Below are 21,066 nucleotides of genomic sequence, written 5' to 3'. Positions count from 1 at the left end.
AAAAATTTATCGCTAATTGAGAGTTTTAATGTAGAGAGATACGCTATACACGAAAAATAAAGCAAACTAAAGCACTATTCAGCAGCGCTTTAGCCTCTTCATCGTATCATCTTCAGGAGTCAGAACATGTTCTCACGGCAGTCTCGCCTGCGCCACGCTGTAGCGGACACATTTGCAATGGTGGTCTACTGTTCGGTGGTGAACATGCTGATTGAAATATTCCTCTCCGGAATGACCTTCGAGCAATCACTTTCCTCGCGCCTGGTGGCCGTCCCGGTGAACATTCTTATTGCATGGCCGTACGGTTTCTACCGTGATGCAGTGATGCGTTTTGCCCGCCGCTACTCATCCACCGGCTGGATGAAAAATCTGGCCGACGTGGTGGCGTACGTCACTTTTCAGTCACCGGTATATGTCGCGATTTTATTAACGGTGGGGGCAGACTGGCACCAGATCGCCGCTGCGGTAAGCTCAAATATTGTGGTGTCGATGATGATGGGCGCGGTGTACGGCTATTTCCTCGATTACTGCCGACGTCTGTTTAAAGTGAGCCAGTACCATCAGGTCAAGGCGTAAGGCACGGCGACTGGCGAAAGCCAGTCGCGTCGTTATTGCGAGTCGCCAAACAGGCCTTTAAGAAAGCGTTCCAGCGCCATGCGGGAACTGAATCCATGCGGAATACCATAATGTTCCTGATTATTGCCCCCTAAATAGAGCGGGAACTGCTGGTAATGGTCGCTGGTTTTCATCTCTGAAGCAGGCTCCGCGAAGGAAAGACTTCTCTCTTTCAACGTCGGATGAATGATCAGCGCAGTGCGCCCCATGCGGGCTTCACGGTTCACATAAACATAATTATCGCCGCGACGATAACCGTATGCTTTTTGTGTTACCACATCCACGGTAAATCCCGCTTTTTCCAGTTCGCGCGCAACCTCATCGGGTCGTAAATACATATTCTTTCCTCGTTATCATTTCCTGCCGGGCAACCTTACCGTATTCAGCATTAGCAGTGCTTTCAGAAAAATCCATAAACGGCCTGATAAGCCGTGACCGGCTTCAGATATTAAAAAGGTGGTCTAAACTGTTAATTACCGCAAATTCAAGGGAGAACTTTATGTTTAGCCGATCAAACCGAAATGACGTTGATGACAATGTTCAGGATATCCAAGACGATGTGAGGAAATTAGCGGATTCGCTGGAAAGCGTTTTGAAATCCTGGGGATCGGATGCGAAGGGCGAAGCGGACGACGCCAGACGTAAGGCCAAATCGCTGCTGCGAGAAACCCGTGCGCGCCTCCAGGGCCGCTCTACCGGCAAGCAGGCCGCCTGCGATGCCATCGGCTGCGCTAACACCTTTATCCGTGAACGCCCGATGTGTGCAGTAGGTACCGTTGCGGCGGTCAGCATCTTCATCGGCGCGCTGCTCGCCCTGCGTAAGTAACGCCCGTCTCTGACCTGTCCCCTGTGACCCCAATGCCCTGCGGTGTTGGGGTTTTTCTTTTTTAAGCCCATAGCAATCCCTCTCCCGTTGAGCTCATCACCGGCAGCAAACCTATCTGATTTTCCCATATCTTGTGTGGTTGAAACTTTAGATAACTACATCTAGTATTCCTTTTAGCAAGACAGACTCCTGGTGACGCGTTGAATCGCGTCGGACACCTATTCTAGATGGAAATACGAATCATGCGCATTATTATTTACACTCGTAACGACTGTGTCCAGTGCCATGCCACCAAACGCGCCATGGAGAGCCGCGGTGTGAGCTTCGAAATGGTGAATGTAGACCTGGAGCCGGACGCGGCAGAGACGCTGCGTAACCTGGGGTTCCGCCAGCTTCCCGTAGTAATCGCCGGGGAGACCAGCTGGTCGGGGTTTCGTCCGGACCTGATTAATCGTCTGCAACAGCCTGCGCAGGCCGTCCGGGCATGAGCCTGCTCGTCTACTTCTCCAGCAGCTCGGAAAACACGCACCGCTTTATCGGGCGCCTCGGGCTGCCCGCCGTGCGTATTCCGCTGAACGAGCGGGAGCGGATCCAGGTGGACGAGCCTTTTATTCTGGTGGTGCCGAGCTATGGCGGCGGCGGTACGGCCGGGGCGGTACCGCGCCAGGCGATCCGCTTTCTCAACGACCCGCATAACCGGGCGCTTATCCGCGGGGTGATCGCCGCCGGCAACCGTAATTTCGGCGATGCCTTCTGCCGCGCCGGGGATGTCATCTCACAAAAGTGCGGCGTGCCGTACCTCTATCGCTTTGAGCTGATGGGGACGGAGCAGGACGTCGACAACGTGCGTAAAGGAGTGAACGAATTTTGGCAACGACAACCGCAGAACGCGTGATGCAGGGCTCGCAGGATTTCCATGCCCTGAACGCCATGCTGAACCTGTATGATGCTGACGGGAAGATCCAGTTCAGCAAAGACGGTGAGGCGGTGGACGCCTTTTTTAACGCCCACGTGCGCCCCAACAGCGTGACCTTCGCCAGCACGCAGGCGCGTCTTGACTACCTGGTCAGCGAGGGCTACTACGACCCCCGCGTGCTGGCGCGCTTCGACAGCAGCTTTGTGCTGGGTCTTTTTGACCACGCCCACGCCAGCGGTTTTCGTTTCCAGACCTTCCTCGGCGCGTGGAAGTTTTACACCAGCTATACGCTGAAAACCTTCGACGGGAAGCGCTATCTCGAGAGCTTCGAGGATCGGGTGGTGATGGTCGCCCTGACCCTGGCTCAGGGGGATGAAACCCTGGCCCGCCAGCTGACGGACGAGATCCTCGCCGGGCGTTTTCAGCCCGCCACGCCCACCTTCCTCAACTGCGGCAAGGCGCAGCGCGGGGAGCTGGTCTCCTGCTTCCTGCTGCGCATTGAAGACAACATGGAGTCGATTGGCCGGGCGGTGAACTCCGCCCTGCAACTCTCCAAGCGCGGCGGCGGGGTGGCCTTTTTACTCTCGAACCTGCGGGAAGCGGGCGCGCCCATCAAGCGCATCGAGAACCAGTCCTCCGGGGTGATCCCGGTGATGAAGATGCTGGAAGATGCTTTCTCCTACGCCAACCAGCTCGGGGCGCGTCAGGGGGCGGGAGCGGTTTATCTCCATGCCCATCACCCGGATATCCTGCGCTTCCTCGATACCAAACGCGAAAACGCCGACGAAAAAATCCGCATCAAAACCCTTTCTCTGGGGGTAGTGATCCCGGATATCACCTTCCGGCTGGCAAAAGAGAACGCCGAGATGGCGCTGTTCTCGCCTTATGACGTAGAGCGCATCTACGGCAAGCCGTTTGGCGATGTGGCGGTGAGCGAGCTGTACGACGAGATGGTGGCGGATCCGCGGATCCGTAAAAAATACCTGAATGCCCGCGACTTCTTCCAGCGGCTGGCCGAGATCCAGTTTGAGTCCGGCTATCCCTACATCATGTATGAGGACACGGTGAATCGCGCCAACCCCATAGCCGGGCGCATCAACATGAGCAACCTGTGCTCGGAGATTTTGCAGGTCAACAGCCCCTCGACCTATGACGAGAATCTGGACTACGCCCGCACCGGGCATGATATCTCCTGCAATCTGGGCTCGCTGAATATCGCCCACACCATGGACTCGCCGGACTTTGGCCGCACCGTCGAAACCGCGGTGCGCGGCCTGTCGGCGGTATCGGACATGAGTCACATTCGCAGCGTGCCGTCGGTGGAGGCCGGGAATGCCGCCTCCCACGCCATCGGCCTCGGGCAGATGAACCTGCACGGCTATCTGGCCCGGGAGGGCATTGCCTACGGCAGCCCCGAGGGGCTGGACTTCACCAACCTCTACTTCTACACCATCACCTGGCACGCCCTGAATACCTCGATGATGCTGGCGCGGGAAAAGGGGCAGCGGTTTGCGGGCTTTGAGCAGTCCCGCTATGCCAGCGGAGAGTACTTTACCCAGTACCTTCGCGACGACTGGCAGCCGAAAACGGAAAAAGTGCGCGCGCTGTTTGCCCGCGCCGGGGTCAGCCTGCCGACGCGGGCGATGTGGCAGCAACTGCGCGACGACGTGATGCGCTACGGCATCTATAACCAGAATCTGCAGGCGGTGCCGCCGACCGGGTCGATCTCCTACATCAATCATGCCACCTCGAGCATTCACCCCATTGTGTCGAAGATTGAGATCCGCAAAGAGGGCAAAACCGGGCGCGTCTACTACCCTGCCCCCTTTATGACCAACGAGAATCTGGCCCTGTATCAGGACGCCTATGACATCGGCCCGGAGAAGATTATCGATACCTACGCCGAGGCGACAAAACATGTCGATCAGGGGCTGTCGCTGACGCTCTTCTTCCCGGATACCGCCACCACCCGCGACATCAACAAAGCGCAGATCTACGCCTGGAAGAAAGGGATCAAGACTTTGTATTACATTCGCCTGCGCCAGCTTGCGCTGGAAGGCACCGAAACAGAAGGCTGCGTGTCCTGCGCGCTGTAAGGAGAGAGCATGAAACTGTCACGGGTGCACGCCGTTAACTGGAACAAAATTGAAGATGATAAAGATCTGGAGGTGTGGAACCGCCTGACCAGCAACTTCTGGCTGCCGGAAAAGGTGCCGCTGTCGAACGACGTTCCGGCGTGGGAGACGCTAAGCCACGCCGAGCAGCAGCTCACCATCCGCGTTTTTACCGGCCTGACGCTGCTCGACACGGTGCAGAATACGGTGGGCGCGCCTGCGCTTATCGCCGACGCGCTGACGCCCCACGAAGAGGCGGTCATGTCGAACATCAGCTTTATGGAGGCGGTGCATGCCCGCTCCTACAGCTCTATTTTCTCGACCCTCTGTCAGACCAAAGACGTGGACGCCGCGTACCGCTGGAGCGAAGAGAGCGACTCTCTGCAACGTAAAGCCCAGCGGGTGCTGGAACATTATCGCGCCGATGAGCCGCTGAAGAAGAAAATTGCCAGCGTGTTTCTGGAGTCGTTCCTCTTCTATTCCGGCTTCTGGCTGCCGATGTACTGGTCCAGCCGGGGCAAGCTAACCAACACCGCGGATCTGATTCGGCTGATCATCCGTGATGAAGCGGTACATGGCTACTATATTGGCTATAAGTATCAGAAAGGACTGGAGAAAGTCAGCGAGTCCGAGCGCGAGCGGTTAAAGGGTTTTGCGCTGGATCTGCTGATGGATCTGTACGACAACGAGCTGAGCTATACCGACGAACTGTACGCCGGAACCGGCTGGGAGGAGGACGTGAAGGCGTTCCTCTGCTACAACGCCAACAAGGCGCTGATGAACCTCGGTTACGAGGCGCTGTTCCCGCCGGAAATGGCCCAGGTGAACCCGGCGATCCTTGCCGCGCTCTCGCCGAATGCCGACGAAAACCACGACTTTTTCTCGGGGTCGGGTTCGTCGTATGTGATGGGCAAAGCGGTAGAAACTGAAGACGAAGACTGGGATTTTTAAGCGAAATATAACGATCGTTAATTTACGATATATTAGGTTATTGCCTGACAAATATTTCTCTGTGTTCTACGCTGTAATTCTGCGGTCATATTCGCCTGAATCCTTGTGATCCAGGCGAAATTCCCCGGCTGCGTCATAAAAATCTCAAAAAAATTCATTTCCCGCTCAGCCCTTATCTCATGGGAAATTCAGCGATATTATCCGCATGCAAACCGCGGCAAAATTCGTGCCACACGCGGCGCAAGGGTTGTCTCAGATTCTGAGTATGTTAGGGTATGGCCTGCTTATTATTTCACTGGTAATTCTATCGACTTAAATAAATAACGGGACATTCTCTATTGCATGGCAATTAAATTAGAAGTGAAAAATCTCTATAAAGTATTTGGCGAGCACCCGCAGAGGGCTTTCAAATATATTGAAAAAGGTCTGTCAAAAGAACAAATTCTGGAAAAAACCGGGCTGTCGCTTGGCGTTAAAGACGCCAGTCTGGCCATTGAAGAAGGCGAGATTTTCGTCATCATGGGGTTATCCGGTTCGGGTAAATCCACTATGGTTCGCCTTCTCAATCGCCTGATTGAACCCACCCGCGGACAGGTGCTGATTGACGGCGTGGATATCGCCAGAATATCGGACGCCGAGCTCCGCGAGGTGCGCAGAAAAAAGATCGCGATGGTGTTTCAGTCATTCGCTCTGATGCCGCATATGACGGTGCTAAATAACACCGCCTTCGGTATGGAATTAGCGGGTATTCCCGCCAGCGAGCGCCAGGAAAAAGCCCTGGATGCGCTGCGTCAGGTAGGGCTGGAAAATTACGCTCATGCTTATCCGGATGAACTCTCCGGCGGCATGCGTCAGCGTGTGGGATTAGCCCGCGCATTAGCGATCAATCCCGATATATTATTAATGGATGAAGCCTTCTCGGCGCTCGATCCATTAATTCGTACCGAGATGCAGGATGAGCTGGTAAAACTGCAGTCCCGGCATCAGCGTACCATTGTCTTTATTTCCCATGACCTCGATGAAGCCATGCGAATTGGCGATCGTATTGCCATTATGCAAAACGGCGAAGTGGTTCAGGTGGGCACCCCGGATGAAATTCTCAATAATCCGGCGAATGATTATGTGCGCACCTTCTTCCGCGGCGTGGATATTAGCCAGGTGTTCAGCGCCAAAGATATTGCCCGCAGAACGCCTAACGGCATTATCCGTAAAACGCCAGGTTTCGGCCCACGCTCGGCGCTGAAGCTGCTGCAGGACGAAGACCGTGAATACGGCTATCTGGTTGAACGCGGCAATAAATTTGTCGGCGTTGTCTCCATCGACTCCCTGAAAACCGCCCTCGGCGAAAATCTGGGAATCGATGCGGCGTTAATCGACGCACCGCTTGCCGTGGACGCCGAAACGCCGCTCAGCGAGTTGCTCTCCCACGTAGGCCAGGCACCGTGCGCGGTACCGGTGGTCGGAGAGGAACAACAGTACGTCGGCATCATCTCAAAACGCATGTTGCTGCAGGCTTTAGATCGCGAGGGGGCAAACAATGGCTGATCAATCTAACCCGTGGGGTACCACAGAAGCGGCGGACAGCGCGGCGCAATCCGCAGACGCGTGGGGTTCTTCCACGCCCGCACCCACTGACGGCGGCGGGGCCGACTGGCTGACCAGCGCCCCAGCCCCCGCGCCGGAACATTTCAATATTATGGATCCGTTCCATAAGACCCTGATCCCGCTCGACAGCTGGGTGACCGAGGGGATCGACTGGGTGGTGACCCATTTCCGTCCGGTGTTCCAGGGCATTCGCGTCCCGGTGGATTACATCCTCAACGGCTTCCAGCAGCTGATGCTGGGGATGCCTGCTCCAGTGGCTATCGTCCTCTTCTCGCTGATTGCCTGGCAGTTTGGCAGCGCGGGGATGGGCGTGGCGACATTAATCTCGTTGATCCTGATCGGCGCGATCGGGGCGTGGTCCCAGGCGATGATCACCCTGGCGCTGGTGCTGACCGCCCTGCTCTTCTGCGTGGTGATCGGCCTGCCGATGGGGATCTGGCTGGCGCGCAGTCCGCGGGCGGCGAAAATTATTCGCCCGCTGCTGGATGCGATGCAGACCACCCCGGCGTTTGTCTACCTGGTGCCTATCGTGATGCTGTTCGGCATCGGTAACGTGCCGGGCGTGGTGGTGACCATCATCTTCGCCCTGCCGCCGATTGTGCGTCTGACCATTCTTGGCATCAACCAGGTGCCGGCGGACCTTATCGAGGCCTCACGCTCGTTTGGCGCCAGCCCGCGCCAGATGCTGTTTAAAGTTCAGCTCCCGCTGGCGATGCCCACCATTATGGCGGGTGTGAACCAGACCCTGATGCTGGCCCTGTCGATGGTGGTGATCGCCTCGATGATCGCCGTGGGCGGTCTCGGTCAGATGGTGCTGCGCGGCATTGGCCGTCTCGATATGGGGCTGGCAACCGTCGGCGGCGTCGGGATCGTGATCCTCGCCATTATCCTTGACCGCCTGACTCAGGCTGTCGGTCGTGATTCACGCAGTCGCGGCAACCGTCGCTGGTACACCACCGGCCCAGTCGGGTTAATCACCCGCCCATTCATAAAATAAGGAACAACGATGCGACATAGCGTAATTTTTGCCACAGCGTTTGCCACCCTTGCCTCCACCAGCGTGTTTGCTGCCGATCTGCCGGGCAAAGGCATTACCGTGCAACCGGTACAGAGCACCATCTCCGAAGAGTCGTTCCAGACCGGGCTGGTCAGCCGGGCGCTGGAGAAGCTGGGCTATACGGTCAATAAGCCAAGCGAAGTGGATTACAACGTGGGCTATACCTCGATTGCCTCTGGTGATGCCACCTTTACCGCCGTCAACTGGCAGCCGCTGCATGACGATATGTACAGCGCTGCGGGCGGCGACAAAAAGTTCTACCGCGAAGGGACCTTTGTCACCGGTGCGGCCCAGGGCTACCTGATCGACAAGAAAACCGCCGACCAGTACCACATCACCAATATTGAACAGCTGAAAGATCCGAAGATTGCCAAACTGTTCGATACCAACGGCGATGGCAAAGCCGACATGATGGGCTGCTCGCCGGGCTGGGGCTGCGAAGCGGTGATTAATCACCAGAATAAAGCCTTCGACCTGGCGAAAACGGTGGATGTGAGCCACGGCAACTACTCCGCGATGATGGCCGACACCATCGCCCGCTTCAAAGAGGGCAAACCGGTCATCTATTACACCTGGACGCCGTACTGGGTGAGCGACGTGCTGAAGCCGGGTAAAGATGTGGTCTGGCTGCAGGTGCCGTTCTCCTCCCTGCCGGGCGAGCAGAAGGATATCGACACCAAACTGCCGAACGGCATGAACTACGGCTTCCCGGTGAACACCATGCACATCGTGGCCAACAAAGCCTGGGCTGAGAAAAACCCGGCGGCGGCGAAGCTGTTCTCGGTAATGAAATTGCCGCTGGCGGATATCAACGCGCAGAACGCGATGATGCATGCGGGCAAATCCTCTGAAGCCGATGTTCAGGGTCACGTCGACGGCTGGATCAAAGCCCACCAGCAGCAGTTTGATGCATGGGTAAATGAGGCGCTGGCTGCGCAGAAGTAAGTGCTCGCGTTTCCCCTCACCCCAGCCCTCTCCCCATAGGGGAGAGGGTGTAAAGCAGATCGAGCACAATCTAAAACCCCGCGCCGGACTGTTCCCTCTCCCCTATGGGGAGAGGGTTAGGGTGAGGGGACAAACCGCACAATCCATCACTCAACAACTCCCCGCCTCCTTCATTCATCCGTTATTATGGTTTACGAAAAAATAATCACTTAACTAATGATTTCGAAACCAAATGACAAAAACAACTCAAGGGCTTAGCCCCGCACTTATCCTGCTGATGTCAGTGGCAACCGGTCTGACTGTGGCCAGCAACTATTACGCTCAACCGCTTCTGGAAACCATCGCCCGCAACTTCTCGCTCACCGCAAGCTCGGCCGGCTTTATCGTCACCGCCGCTCAGCTGGGGTATGCGGTTGGCCTGCTGTTCCTTGTGCCGCTGGGAGATATGTTCGAACGTCGGGCGATGATTGTCTCTATGACGCTGCTGGCCGCAGGCGGGATGCTGATCACCGCCTCCAGCCAGTCGCTGAGCATGATGATCCTCGGTACGGCACTGACCGGGCTGTTCTCGGTTGTAGCGCAGATCCTGGTCCCGCTCGCCGCCACCCTCGCCTCGCCGGAAAAGCGCGGCAAAGTGGTTGGCACCATCATGAGCGGCCTGCTGCTGGGGATTTTACTGGCGCGTACGGTTGCCGGATTGCTGGCGGGCATCGGCGGCTGGCGCACCGTTTACTGGGTGGCCTCGGTGCTGATGGTGGTGATGGCGCTGGCGCTGTGGCGCGGCCTGCCGAAGGTGAAGTCAGAAACCCATCTCAACTATCCGCAGCTGCTGGGCTCCGTGTTCAGCCTCTTCATTAAGGACAAACTGCTGCGCACCCGGGCGCTGCTGGGCTGCTTCACCTTCGCGAACTTCAGCATTCTCTGGACCTCAATGGCCTTCCTGCTGGCCTCGCCGCCGTTTAACTATTCCGAAGGGATGATTGGCCTGTTTGGTCTGGCGGGCGCTGCGGGCGCGCTGGGCGCACGTCCTGCGGGTGGTCTGGCGGATAAAGGCAAATCTCACCTGACCACCACCGTCGGGCTGGTGATGCTGCTGCTCTCCTGGGCGGCGATCTGGTACGGGCATGTCTCAGTGCTGGCGCTGATTGTCGGCATTCTGGTGCTCGACCTCACCGTCCAGGGGGTGCATATCACCAACCAGACCGTGATTTACCGCGTCAAGCCGGACGCCCGTAACCGCCTGACGGCCGGGTACATGACCAGCTACTTTATTGGTGGTGCCGCCGGGTCGCTCATCTCGGCCTCGGCGTGGCAGCATGGCGGCTGGGCGGGCGTGTGTGCGGTAGGGGCAGTGATGGCGGTGCTTAACCTGCTGGTGTGGTGGCGCGGCTACCACCTTCAGGAAGCCATTCAGTAACGTTTACATAAGTTGGGGCTTCTCAGGGTGTTAAGGAGCCCCTCAGTCTGTTAAGGTACGGAATCATTTATACCGGAAATTTTTGTGTGGGTAACATATTAGAGTACCGCATGAATAGCGTATGCCCGAAGACCCATCCCCGTTTTGCCAGTGCCATCCCCTCTTTTCTGTGCTTACCGGGTCACGGATCAACCCGGCTCTTGATGACGGTGAAATTTGTCTTGTGGATTTTAGCCGCACAAATAATTCATTTACATTATTTGTCACTGTCGTTACTATATCGGCTGTAATTAATGAGGTTATGCCCAAATGGATAGTTCGTTTACGCCCATTGAACAAATGCTTAAGTTTCGCGCCAGTCGCTATGCAGATTTCCCTTATCAGGAGATCCTGTTAACGCGCCTCTGCATGCACATGCAGGGTAAGCTGCTGGAAAATCGCAATAAAATGCTGAAAGCTCAAGGGATTAACGAGACGTTGTTTATGGCGTTGATTACGCTGGAGTCTCAGGAAAATCACAGCATTCAGCCTTCAGAACTGAGCTGCGCGCTGGGTTCGTCCCGTACTAATGCCACCCGTATTGCCGATGAGCTGGAAAAACGTGGCTGGATTGAACGCCGCGAAAGCGACAACGACCGCCGTTGCCTGCATCTGCAACTGACCGAGAAAGGTCACGAATTCCTGCGTGAGGTGCTTCCACCTCAGCACAACTGCCTGCATCAACTCTGGTCGTCTTTAAGTAACGCCGAGAAAGATCAGCTCGAGCATATCACCCGCAAGCTGCTCACCCGTCTGGATCAGATGGATGAAGATGGCGCTGTTCTTGAGGCGCTGCGCTAACGCGACGACACGCTCCAAAAATCCAGATTAAATAAGAAAACCGACAGGCCAGCACGTCATACTGCTGGCCTTTCTGATAACAGGTCGGCTCAGCCGATGTGAAATAATAAGATCGTGGAGAAAAACATGAGCGCAAATGCGGAGAACACTACCCCGCAGCAACCGGTCAACAAGAAAGGCAAACGCAAGCGCGCCCTTCTGCTGCTGACTTTGCTCTTTATTATCATTGCCGTGGCATATGGGATCTATTGGTTTTTAGTACTGCGTCATAGTGAAGAGACGGATGACGCGTATGTGGCAGGGAACCAGGTTCAGATTATGGCGCAGGTGTCGGGCAGCGTGACGAAAGTCTGGGCTGACAATACCGACTTTGTGCAAAAAGGCGACGTGCTGGTGACGCTGGATCCGACCGATGCCCAGCAGGCGTTTGAAAAAGCGCAGACTGAGCTGGCGTCAAGCGTGCGTCAGACCCGTCAGCAAATGATCAACAGCAAACAACTGCAGGCCAGTATCGACGTGCAGAAAACCGCCCTGGCGCAGGCTCAGAGCGATCTTAATCGTCGTGTTCCCCTGGGCAGTGCTAACCTGATTGGCCGCGAAGAGCTGCAACACGCCCGAGACGCGGTTGCCAGCGCCCAGGCCCAGCTGGACGTCGCTATTCAGCAATTCAACGCCAACCAGGCGATGGTGTTGAATACCACCCTCGATCAACAACCGGCGGTGAAACAGGCGGCGACCGAAGTGCGCAACGCCTGGCTGGCGCTGGAGCGAACCAAAATCGTCAGCCCGATGACCGGCTACGTTTCCCGTCGTTCCGTACAACCTGGCGCGCAGATCACCTCCTCTACCCCGCTGATGGCGGTGGTGCCGGCAACCAACCTGTGGGTGGATGCTAACTTCAAAGAGACGCAGCTGGCGCATATGCGTATCGGCCAGACCGCGACGGTCGTCAGTGATATCTACGGGGACGACGTGAAGTACACCGGCAAAGTTGTCGGGCTGGATATGGGGACCGGCAGCGCCTTCTCCCTGCTGCCTGCACAGAACGCCACCGGGAACTGGATCAAAGTGGTTCAGCGTCTGCCGGTACGTATCGAGCTGGATGAGAAGCAGCTGGCGGACCATCCGCTGCGTATTGGCCTCTCCACGCTGGTCACGGTCGACACCTCGAACCGCGACGGCCAGATGCTGGCAAACCAGGCACGTTCGAACCCGGCCTACGAAAGTAATGCCCGCGAGATCAGCCTTGAGCCGGTGAATAAGCTGATCGATGAGATCGTGAAGGCGAACGCCGGTTAATCCGAAGGTGAGCGTTATGCAACAGCAAAAACCGCAAAAACCGTTGGAAGGGGCGCAGCTGGTCATCATGACCATTGCGCTTTCGCTGGCGACATTCATGCAGGTGCTGGACTCCACCATCGCGAACGTGGCGATCCCGACTATCGCCGGAAACCTTGGCTCATCCCTGAGCCAGGGGACCTGGGTGATCACCTCGTTCGGGGTGGCGAACGCCATCTCCATTCCGATCACCGGCTGGCTGGCAAAGCGCGTCGGGGAAGTGAAACTGTTCCTCTGGTCAACCATCGCCTTCGTGCTGGCCTCCTGGGCATGTGGGATGTCCAGCAGTCTGACCATGCTGATCTTCTTCCGCGTGATCCAGGGGATTGTTGCCGGGCCGCTGATCCCGCTGTCGCAAAGTCTGCTCCTGAACAACTACCCGCCCGCCAAGCGCTCTATCGCGCTGGCGCTGTGGTCGATGACGGTGATTGTCGCCCCGATCTGCGGCCCGATTCTGGGCGGCTACATCAGCGATAACTACCACTGGGGCTGGATCTTCTTTATCAACGTGCCGATTGGTGCGGTGGTGGTGCTGTTGACCCTGCAGTCGCTGCGCGGTCGCGAAACTCGTACCGAGCAACGGCGTATTGACGGCGTCGGGCTGGCGCTGCTGGTGCTGGGCATCGGCAGCCTGCAGATCATGCTCGATCGCGGGAAAGAGCTGGACTGGTTCGCCTCGCAGGAGATCATCGTTCTGACGGTCGTGGCGGTGGTGGCGCTCAGCTTCCTGATTGTGTGGGAGCTGACGGACGATAACCCGATAGTCGATCTGTCGCTCTTTAAGTCGCGCAACTTCACCATAGGGTGTTTGTGTATCAGCCTTGCCTATATGCTCTACTTCGGCGCGATTGTTCTGCTGCCGCAGCTGTTGCAGGAGGTGTATGGCTATACCGCCACCTGGGCGGGGCTGGCGTCGGCACCGGTCGGGGTGATCCCGGTTCTGCTGTCGCCGATTATCGGCCGCTTTGCCCATAAACTCGATATGCGTCGGCTGGTGACCTTCAGCTTCATTATGTATGCGGTGTGCTTCTACTGGCGCGCCTATACCTTTGAGCCGGGTATGGACTTTGGCGCATCGGCGTGGCCGCAGTTCATTCAGGGCTTTGCCGTGGCCTGCTTCTTTATGCCACTGACCACCATCACCCTCTCCGGTCTGCCGCCGGAAAGGATGGCGGCGGCGTCGAGTCTGTCGAACTTTATGCGTACGCTGGCGGGTTCCATTGGGACCTCGATGACCACCACCATGTGGACCAACCGGGAGTCGTTACACCATGCGCAGCTGACCGAGTCGGTTAATGTGTTTAATCCCCAGGCGCAGGAGGTTTACAGCCAGCTGCAGGGAATGGGCATGACCGAGCAGCAGGCATCCGGGTGGATCGCGCAGCAGATCACCGCGCAGGGCTTGATTATCTCGGCCAACGAGATTTTCTGGTTATCGGCTGGGGTGTTCATTGTGCTGTTGGGGCTGATCTGGTTCGCCAAACCGCCATTCGGGGCGGGAGGCGGGGGCGGCGGCGCCCACTGAGTGGCCTGTCTGAAAATAAAAACGGATCTGCATGCAGATCCGTTTTTTTATGCCTGTCGTTAATGCTACTTCACGCCGACAATTTTAATGGTAATGATGGATATAGTGCCAGGCGGCACAAACCCAGGCACACCGGCTTCACCGTAGGCCTGCTTCGCCGGGATGTGGATTTTTGCCACCCCGCCCAGCCCCATCTTTTTGACAACCGTCTGGAACAGAGGAGGAAGATCTTTCACCCGGCTGGCGCGCAGCTCTTTACTGGAGATAACCTTCCCGGTACCGAGCACTTCATCCAGTTCGGTGATGAGCTCGTTATCGGCGAGGATCAACGGCGTTTCACCCTTCTGCACTATCCTGTAAACGGAACCATCCGCTACCTTGACCGCGCCAGGCTCTTTTGCCGCCTTTAACATGAGCGCTTTGCTCTGCTTTTCATTTTCACTTTGCGTCGCGGCAAACTGCTTTTTGTGCAGCTTATCAAGCCCGATCAGTTCGCTGGAGAGCTTATCCGGCGTCATCTGAGGCTTTTTATTAACCGAGTCGTTAAAACCCTGCATAAAGGCGGGAAGATCCAGCGTCTTACCGAGGCTTGTCATCTTCTCTTTTTCGCGCGTGGCGCTGTCGCCATACCATGTCCCGACGGCGTAGCTGGTACGCGTATCTTTTGCTGTCTTCGCATCTATTTTAATGACGTTAGCCGTGGCGACGGGTGGAGTTTCGGCGGGTTTAGCCTTAAGCGCAGCCACTTCTGCCTGCGACGCCTCAAGCTGTTTTTTCAGGTTGGCCAGGGCTTCGTCAGCGCTCTTAAGCTTACTTGCCGTCTGGCTGCTGCTCTCTTTATCTGCACCCGATTCTGCTTTCAGACTTGCCAGCTGCGCCTGCTGCGTGGCGATAACGGTTTTCGCATCTTCTAGCTGGCTGGTAAAGATTTCGTGCTTTTGCCGCTCGTTTTTGAGCGCCGTTTCCGCGTCCAGCTTCTGCTTCGTCAGCGTTGCTACCTGGCTATCCAGCGCGCTCGACGCCTTTTTCATCTCCGCTAACTGTTGGGTAAGCGCGGTAGACTGCGCCGTGGTTTCATTCAGCTTTTCCGTCAACTCAATGTTTTTTTGCTTATCGCCCGTGCTGTTGCTCTTCAGCGCAGTCAGCCGATCCTCGAGGCTCTTTTTCTGCCCCTGCAGTTCTGCAAGCTGTTTGCTCAACTCATCGCTGCGGGCGGTGGCTTTGCTCAGTTGCCCGTTCAGCTCAGCGCTTTTCTTCTGGCCGTCGCTGCTGCTGGTCATCAGGGATGCCAGCTGCTGCTCCTGCTCTTTCTTCTGCAGTTTGAGGTCGGTAAGTTCTTTTAGCAGCGTGGTGATCTGTGCGTTTGCTTTATTCAGCTGCTCAGCCATCTGCGTGCTTTTCGATTGATCGCCGGTGGCGCTGGTCTTGAGTGCGGCCAGCCGATCCTCAAGGCTCTTTTTCTGCCCCTGCAGTTCTGCAAGCTGTTTGCTCAACTCATCGCTGCGGGCGGTGGCTTTGCTCAGTTGTCCGTTCAGCTCAGCGCTTTTCTTCTGGCCGTCGCTGCTGCTGGTCATCAGGGATGCCAGCTGATCCTCAAGACTCTTTTTCTGACCCTGCAGGTCAGTAAGCTGTTTACTTAGCTCATCGCGATGGTCGATCGTTTTTTTTAGCAACGCTTCACGCTGCGCTGAACGGGCTTTCTCACCCTCAGCGGCCAGGTTGAGCGTTGCGATAACGCTTTCCAGCGCCAGCGTCTGCGCACTGGCATTTGACAGTGGCGCTGCCGGTGCCGGTCTTTCGCGTTGCGCGGTTGCCGCCTTTTCGAGGGCGGCTTTTTGCTGTTCAACAGCAGCCAGCTGCTGATTGAGGCTGGCGAGATGATCATTCGCTTTTTGTAACTCGGCGTTCAGGCGCACGATTTTTTCCCGCGCCACAGCAGCATTTAGTGCATCCTTTGCCGCCAGCTGACGAGGTGTGGTATCAGCAACGCACACAGGCTTTACTTTTGGCAATGCCGGTGTCGCTTTCGAAGGGGCGTCTGGCCGGGATGGTGTCGCTTCAGGTGCACTAAAAGGATTAACGGAATCAGTACCGATAATTTTCTCCCGGCTCAGCTGTTCCAGTAATTCTGTGCCTGAAGAATATGATTTTCCAGCCGCAAACAATAATCCGCAGCAAAGCGCTGCACTAAAGTATTTATTCATAACTGATTCATTTCATTTGCGCGTTTCATCATATTGGAATAGACGGTATTGCGGATCCTGACGCAAACCAGAGAGAGTTTTTTGTTAATTTCGGTCAGCATGACTTCAGAGGCATTATTATCGACAAGAGATTTGTTAGCCTCATAAATTTTATAGTTTTTGTTAATGCTGTCGAACTGCTGGCGGTAAGATTCGTAGGCATTAGGGTCCAGTTTTTGCAGCGCGGAGAACTCCTGATAGCACTGTACCTCCTGCTTACGCTCTTCCGGGGCTTTTGCGATGGTAGGCGTTTTAGAGTTAGGGGCGGAACTGCATCCGCAAAGCAAAAAGACAGACAAAAGAACTGCGGAACCGGCAAAGTAAAATTTCATAAATCCCTCTGAATCATTATCCATTCCATGAATATAAGCACAGCTAAAATTATTAGAACTTAATAATTGCCAGGCAATTATTCACAGGCATGATATATACAAATAACTACCCTGTTATGCTCGCAATAATAGACATATAGAAAAGGATTAACAACGAGAGTTGGTTTTTTGGGAATTTATAAAGAAACTAATTACAATGGTAATTATAAAACACCCGGCACGCCACGATGGCAGGCCGGGTAAATGACTAGATGTGCAGTTCCTGCAGCTTTTCTTTAGGCAGCGCCAGTTCGTCGTTGCTGTTCACGCGAACGTCACGCTCAAGAATGTGACGGGCAATATCCTGCGCTTCTTCCAGAGAGTGCATCTGGTAAGTGCCGCACTGGTAAACGTTCAGCTCAGGGATTTGATTCTGCTCTTTCACCTTCAGCACGTCTTCCATCGCTGCTTTCCACGCATCTGCGACGCGTTTCTCTTCTGGTACACCAATCAGGCTCATATAGAAGCCGGTACGACAGCCCATTGGAGAGATATCGATGATCTCAACGCCGTTGCCGTTCAGGTGATCGCGCATGAAACCGGCGAACAGGTGCTCCAGGGTATGAATACCTTTTTCCGGCATCACTTCTTTATTCGGTACGCAGAAACGCAGGTCGAATACAGTGATCGTGTCGCCGTGCGGGGTATGCATGGTCTTCGCAACGCGTACAGCAGGTGCTTCCATACGGGTATGGTCGACAGTAAAGCTATCTAATAACGGCATACGTCACCTCCGATAGTGATTTTTTATAAAAAAAATGAACTCTTCTGTTCAACGCGAGTCTGAGTATATGAAAGACGCGCATTTGTTATCATCATCCCTGTTCTTCAGAGATGTTATTTTGGCCACAGCGATGTGGCCTTTTTCTTTTCTGTCAGGCCTGTTTAGCCAGGTACTCAGCAAACGACTCGGTATCCGCCGCCTCAATCTCACTCTGACGCACCAGTGACGCTTCGCGTTCCGCAGCAAAATCCGCTTCGCTTAACACTTCCAGCGGCTCCTGGCGCAGCATATCGCGATACTCCGCCGCCAGCGCGCGACCGGTGCCACCGATGCCCTGATCAATCATAGAACGCAGAATGCGTGCCGAGAATGTCAGGTCAGGATTATCGAAACTTTCCACCAGCTGCTCGCAAACTTTTTGATACTCATCGCCACCGTAAACGCTGTCGAGCGTATGGGCGACGCGTTTGAGATCGCGGAACAGATCTTTACCTACCTGCTGCAGCGGGAACTGTGCCGTCTGGCAACCCATGCCCAGCGTCAGGCCAGGCTTGCGCCCTTCGAGGATCACCCGGTTCCAGTTCGTGCGGGTGCAAAGCAGTTCGTCAGAACTCATTTCAGGCGCATCCGCCAGCACGCACCAGACCATAAACAGATCGAGGAAGCGCACCTGCTGCTCATCCACGCCAATCGGCGAGAACGGGTTGATATCCAGGGAGCGTACTTCGATGTACTCAATCCCGCCGCGCTGTAACGCATCCGACGGCGTTTCACCGCTGCGCGTGACGCGTTTCGGACGGATAGGCGCGTACAGTTCGTTCTCAATCTGTAGAACGTTACTGTTGATTTGCAGACGCTTACCGTCTTTCTCAAGACCGATCTCTTCGTAGGCTTCCGATGGCGTTTTGATCGCCCGCTTCAATCCTGCCACATACTCGTGCAGATCGTTAAACGTAATTCCGAGATTGCTTTGCGACTTATTGGTATAACCCAGGTCGCTGAGGCGCAATGAGGTAGCGTACGGCAGGTAGTACATGCCGCATTCGGTTTTCTCAAACGGCAGCGTAGTCGGTTTGCCCTGCAGGAAAGAGGAGCAAATCGCCGGGGATGCACCGAACAGATACGGGATGACCCAGCCGAAGCGATAGTAGTTACGAATCAGGCGGAAATAGCCTGCGGAAATTGCTTCTTTATCCGTTTCACCGCACTTCGCCTGCCAGAATGCCATCGGCAAGGAGAAGTTGTAGTGCACGCCAGAAATCGTCTGCATCAGCGCGCCGTAGCGGTTTTTTAACCCTTCGCGATAGAGCGTTTTCAGACGGCCAATATTAGACGTGCCATACTGCGCCAGTTCAATATCCTGCCCCTGCTTGATATAGCAAGGCATGCTCAGCGGCCACATCCGCTCATCACCCAGATTGCGGGCGCTGTAGCGGTGAATGTCACGCATGATTTTCAGCATGTGGTCAATTTCGCCGTCTACCGGTGTAATGAACTCAAGCAGCGCTTCGGCGAAATCAGTAGTGATCCACTTATGGGTCAGCGCCGAACCTAGCGCCTGCGGATGGCCCGTCGTTGCAAGACTGCCATCTGCATTAACGCGCAGCGTTTCGCGCTCAAGACCGCGCTGAATACCCTTCAGAGCCTGAGGGTGGTTTTCCAGCCAGGCCAGTGCCTGTGATACGTCCGGGATCAATTCGACCTCCCGCCTGTCAAAATCATTTTATTTAGCATAATTGTAATGGTTTCTGGTCACAAACAGTCCAATTAGTGCCACCACGTCATACCCTGCAAAGTTGCAACCGCTACAAGAATGTAGCGCAACGCCTTGCCGAGGCATAAAAAAAAGAGCACGGGCCCCCAGGAGATGCGCATCCATCCCGCCAGCAGGCACAGTAAATCACCGATTACCGGCATCCAGCTTAATAAAAGCGTGGCAGCGCCATAGCGTTTTAGCCAGCCGACTGCCTTTTTCTGCCAGCGCGACGTTTTGCGTAGCGGAAAGAATCGCCCAAGAATAACGTTAGTCAGCCCTCCAAGGCTATTACCCATTGTTGCTATTAACACGAGCAACCAGGGCTGACTGACGCCGGACAAGAGCATCGCCACCAGCACCACTTCCGAGTTTCCGGGCAGGATCGTGGCACTTAAAAAACTGCTGGCGAATAAGGAAGCAAGTGACAGCGCGTCACTCACAGTAAGCGAACATCCACCGCGGCCATACCGGCATCCCGTGCCGCCTGAATACCGAAATCGGCATCTTCAAACACGACGCACTTCGCCGGTGGCACACCCATCAGCTCTGCGCAAAGCAGGAAGGTGTCAGGGGCAGGCTTGTGGTTTTTAACATGATCGGCCGCGACCACGGCAGAAAAATAGTGGCGCAGACTAAGGTGATTGAGCAGAGCCTCAGCGATAGCGCTTTCGCTGCCCGTGCCGACGGACATAGGACGACGTCCGTGCCACTCCTTCACCACTTCAATTAAGGGTAAAGGACGCACGGTGTCCAGCAGCATGGCTTTAACCGCATCGGTTTTTTCACGCGCGAGCAGGTGTGGGTCGAGATCGGCCTGATTCAGTTCAATCACGGCCTGCGCAATACGCCAGGTTGGAGATCCGTTGAGGGCAATCATCGCCTGTAAGTCGAAACGCATACCGTATCGGCCCAGGACTTCTGTCCAGGCTTTGCGATGCGTTGGCTCGGTGTCCAGGATGGTGCCATCCATATCGAAAATCAAACCGTCATACTGTGCGTACATCGTGCTCTCGCGAAAGGATTACAAAGCGTTACTTTAACGTAAACAAGGCGTTTTGTCGCTGCTTCTGGCGGGCTTTAGATTGGGAGTGCTGAAGAAATAAACTACAAAGGGAATATCGAAAGGATGGTGCATCCGGGAGGATTACCCGGCTGTGCCTTGCCCTGCGGGCCGTTGCTAAAGCAACGTTATCCTCCCTGGTGCTTGCGATTATCTCGCAGACCATGAAACAACAGTATGGCTGTTATCTCGGAGAAGATGGTGCATCCGGGAGGATTCGAACCTCCGACCGCTCGGTTCGTAGCCGAGTACTCTATCCAGCTGAGCTACGGATGCATCGGGGAAATGCTTTTTGAAACAGTAGATGGTGCATCCGGGAGGATTACTCGGCTGCGCCTCGCCCTTCGGGCCGTTGCTAAAGCAACGTTATCCTCCCTGGTGCTTGCGATTATCTCGCAGACCTTGAAACAACAATATAGCTGTTATCTCGGATAAGATGGTGCATCCGGGAGGATTCGAACCTCCGACCGCTCGGTTCGTAGCCGAGTACTCTATCCAGCTGAGCTACGGATGCATCAGGATACTGCTTTCAGGAATAGTAAATGGTGCATCCGGGAGGATTCGAACCTCCGACCGCTCGGTTCGTAGCCGAGTACTCTATCCAGCTGAGCTACGGATGCATCGGGATTTACTACTGTACTGCTCGATATTCATATCACTTCTAAAGCAATATGAAGTAATAGATGGTGCATCCGGGAGGATTCGAACCTCCGACCGCTCGGTTCGTAGCCGAGTACTCTATCCAGCTGAGCTACGGATGCAA

The 21,066-nt window shown here is 55.4% G+C and carries 20 protein-coding genes and 4 tRNA genes; 13 read left to right on the top strand and 11 right to left on the bottom strand.

Features of this window, described 5'->3' with window-relative positions; translation table 11 throughout:
• Nucleotides 1–126 precede the first annotated feature (126 nt).
• Nucleotides 127–576 carry an L-alanine exporter AlaE gene (gene alaE, locus ACOYA6_RS16890; RefSeq protein ID WP_039030005.1) on the top strand — a complete coding sequence of 150 codons (450 nt, stop codon included), beginning with the start codon at nucleotides 127–129 and terminating at the stop codon, nucleotides 574–576.
• 32 nt (nucleotides 577–608) lie between these two features.
• On the opposite strand, the gene ACOYA6_RS16885 is transcribed toward alaE, so the two are convergent.
• Nucleotides 609–953 (bottom strand): DUF2002 family protein, encoded by a 345-nt coding sequence (locus tag ACOYA6_RS16885; RefSeq protein ID WP_039030004.1) that lies wholly within the window; start codon nucleotides 951–953, stop codon nucleotides 609–611.
• A 161-nt stretch (nucleotides 954–1,114) separates the two neighbouring features.
• Here ACOYA6_RS16885 and ACOYA6_RS16880 point away from each other — a divergent pair, with 161 nt between their 5' ends.
• The 12 genes from ACOYA6_RS16880 (at nucleotide 1,115) to emrB (ending at nucleotide 14,149) form a co-directional block, all read left to right on the top strand.
• Entirely contained in the window at nucleotides 1,115–1,441 is a 327-nt protein-coding gene (locus tag ACOYA6_RS16880) for a DUF883 family protein (protein WP_039030003.1), read from the top strand.
• A gap of 227 nt (nucleotides 1,442–1,668) precedes the next feature.
• Nucleotides 1,669–1,929, top strand: coding sequence for a glutaredoxin-like protein NrdH (gene nrdH / locus ACOYA6_RS16875; protein WP_138370589.1), 261 nt, complete (start codon nucleotides 1,669–1,671; stop codon nucleotides 1,927–1,929).
• Complete coding sequence (gene nrdI, locus ACOYA6_RS16870) at nucleotides 1,926–2,336, top strand: class Ib ribonucleoside-diphosphate reductase assembly flavoprotein NrdI (protein WP_039030001.1); 411 nt, start codon at nucleotides 1,926–1,928, stop codon at nucleotides 2,334–2,336. The genes nrdH and nrdI overlap by 4 nt, the downstream gene beginning before the upstream one ends.
• A complete protein-coding gene (nrdE, locus tag ACOYA6_RS16865; protein WP_422655041.1) occupies nucleotides 2,309–4,453 on the top strand; it encodes a class 1b ribonucleoside-diphosphate reductase subunit alpha in 2,145 nt (714 codons plus the stop codon). The genes nrdI and nrdE overlap by 28 nt, the downstream gene beginning before the upstream one ends.
• Before the next feature lie 9 nt (nucleotides 4,454–4,462).
• On the top strand, nucleotides 4,463–5,422 hold the full coding sequence (gene nrdF, locus ACOYA6_RS16860) for a class 1b ribonucleoside-diphosphate reductase subunit beta (protein WP_039029999.1): 960 nt from the start codon (nucleotides 4,463–4,465) through the stop codon (nucleotides 5,420–5,422).
• Between the two features lie 342 nt (nucleotides 5,423–5,764).
• Nucleotides 5,765–6,967, top strand: coding sequence for a glycine betaine/L-proline ABC transporter ATP-binding protein ProV (gene proV, locus ACOYA6_RS16855; protein WP_223074778.1), 1,203 nt, complete (start codon nucleotides 5,765–5,767; stop codon nucleotides 6,965–6,967).
• Nucleotides 6,960–8,024: a glycine betaine/L-proline ABC transporter permease ProW gene (gene proW / locus ACOYA6_RS16850; protein WP_039029997.1), complete on the top strand. Its 1,065-nt coding sequence runs from the start codon at nucleotides 6,960–6,962 to the stop codon at nucleotides 8,022–8,024. The genes proV and proW overlap by 8 nt, the downstream gene beginning before the upstream one ends.
• A gap of 9 nt (nucleotides 8,025–8,033) precedes the next feature.
• A complete protein-coding gene (gene proX / locus ACOYA6_RS16845; protein ID WP_039029996.1) occupies nucleotides 8,034–9,029 on the top strand; it encodes a glycine betaine/L-proline ABC transporter substrate-binding protein ProX in 996 nt (331 codons plus the stop codon).
• A 232-nt stretch (nucleotides 9,030–9,261) separates the two neighbouring features.
• The gene (locus ACOYA6_RS16840) at nucleotides 9,262–10,446 is read left to right on the top strand and encodes an MFS transporter (RefSeq protein WP_039029995.1); all 1,185 of its coding nucleotides are present in this window, start codon (nucleotides 9,262–9,264) and stop codon (nucleotides 10,444–10,446) included.
• A 309-nt stretch (nucleotides 10,447–10,755) separates the two neighbouring features.
• Nucleotides 10,756–11,286, top strand: coding sequence for a transcriptional repressor MprA (mprA, locus tag ACOYA6_RS16835; RefSeq protein ID WP_039029994.1), 531 nt, complete (start codon nucleotides 10,756–10,758; stop codon nucleotides 11,284–11,286).
• A 126-nt stretch (nucleotides 11,287–11,412) separates the two neighbouring features.
• Nucleotides 11,413–12,585 (top strand): multidrug efflux MFS transporter periplasmic adaptor subunit EmrA, encoded by a 1,173-nt coding sequence (emrA, locus tag ACOYA6_RS16830; RefSeq protein ID WP_138370584.1) that lies wholly within the window; start codon nucleotides 11,413–11,415, stop codon nucleotides 12,583–12,585.
• 16 nt (nucleotides 12,586–12,601) lie between these two features.
• Nucleotides 12,602–14,149 (top strand): multidrug efflux MFS transporter permease subunit EmrB, encoded by a 1,548-nt coding sequence (emrB, locus tag ACOYA6_RS16825; protein ID WP_039029992.1) that lies wholly within the window; start codon nucleotides 12,602–12,604, stop codon nucleotides 14,147–14,149.
• Between the two features lie 65 nt (nucleotides 14,150–14,214).
• Here emrB and ACOYA6_RS16820 read toward each other — a convergent pair whose 3' ends face one another.
• The 10 genes from ACOYA6_RS16820 to ACOYA6_RS16775 all read right to left on the bottom strand — a co-directional run bounded on the left by ACOYA6_RS16820 (nucleotide 14,215) and on the right by ACOYA6_RS16775 (nucleotide 21,064).
• On the bottom strand, nucleotides 14,215–16,143 hold the full coding sequence (locus ACOYA6_RS16820) for an FKBP-type peptidyl-prolyl cis-trans isomerase N-terminal domain-containing protein (protein ID WP_422655040.1): 1,929 nt from the start codon (nucleotides 16,141–16,143) through the stop codon (nucleotides 14,215–14,217).
• A 206-nt stretch (nucleotides 16,144–16,349) separates the two neighbouring features.
• A complete protein-coding gene (locus tag ACOYA6_RS16815; protein WP_052246182.1) occupies nucleotides 16,350–16,724 on the bottom strand; it encodes a hypothetical protein in 375 nt (124 codons plus the stop codon).
• A 247-nt stretch (nucleotides 16,725–16,971) separates the two neighbouring features.
• Nucleotides 16,972–17,487: an S-ribosylhomocysteine lyase gene (gene luxS, locus ACOYA6_RS16810; RefSeq protein WP_039029990.1), complete on the bottom strand. Its 516-nt coding sequence runs from the start codon at nucleotides 17,485–17,487 to the stop codon at nucleotides 16,972–16,974.
• Between the two features lie 151 nt (nucleotides 17,488–17,638).
• On the bottom strand, nucleotides 17,639–19,183 hold the full coding sequence (gene gshA, locus ACOYA6_RS16805) for a glutamate--cysteine ligase (RefSeq protein WP_422655039.1): 1,545 nt from the start codon (nucleotides 19,181–19,183) through the stop codon (nucleotides 17,639–17,641).
• 71 nt (nucleotides 19,184–19,254) lie between these two features.
• Nucleotides 19,255–19,683 carry a YqaA family protein gene (locus ACOYA6_RS16800; RefSeq protein ID WP_325932720.1) on the bottom strand — a complete coding sequence of 143 codons (429 nt, stop codon included), beginning with the start codon at nucleotides 19,681–19,683 and terminating at the stop codon, nucleotides 19,255–19,257.
• Nucleotides 19,680–20,246, bottom strand: coding sequence for a fructose-1-phosphate/6-phosphogluconate phosphatase (yqaB, locus tag ACOYA6_RS16795; RefSeq protein WP_039029987.1), 567 nt, complete (start codon nucleotides 20,244–20,246; stop codon nucleotides 19,680–19,682). The genes ACOYA6_RS16800 and yqaB overlap by 4 nt, the downstream gene beginning before the upstream one ends.
• 256 nt (nucleotides 20,247–20,502) lie before the next feature.
• Nucleotides 20,503–20,579: transfer RNA gene (locus ACOYA6_RS16790), tRNA-Arg, on the bottom strand.
• Nucleotides 20,580–20,740: 161 nt separating this feature from the next.
• Nucleotides 20,741–20,817 (bottom strand) — tRNA-Arg (locus ACOYA6_RS16785).
• 29 nt (nucleotides 20,818–20,846) lie between these two features.
• Nucleotides 20,847–20,923 (bottom strand) — tRNA-Arg (locus ACOYA6_RS16780).
• 64 nt (nucleotides 20,924–20,987) lie between these two features.
• Nucleotides 20,988–21,064, bottom strand: a tRNA-Arg gene (locus ACOYA6_RS16775).
• Between the last annotated feature and the right edge of the window lie 2 nt (nucleotides 21,065–21,066).

The organism is Leclercia barmai (assembly GCF_049312895.1).
GTDB lineage: Bacteria > Pseudomonadota > Gammaproteobacteria > Enterobacterales > Enterobacteriaceae > Enterobacter > Enterobacter barmai.
Note: the sequence above shows the minus strand (reverse complement) of the source record. Positions and strands in the feature narration are given on the sequence as shown.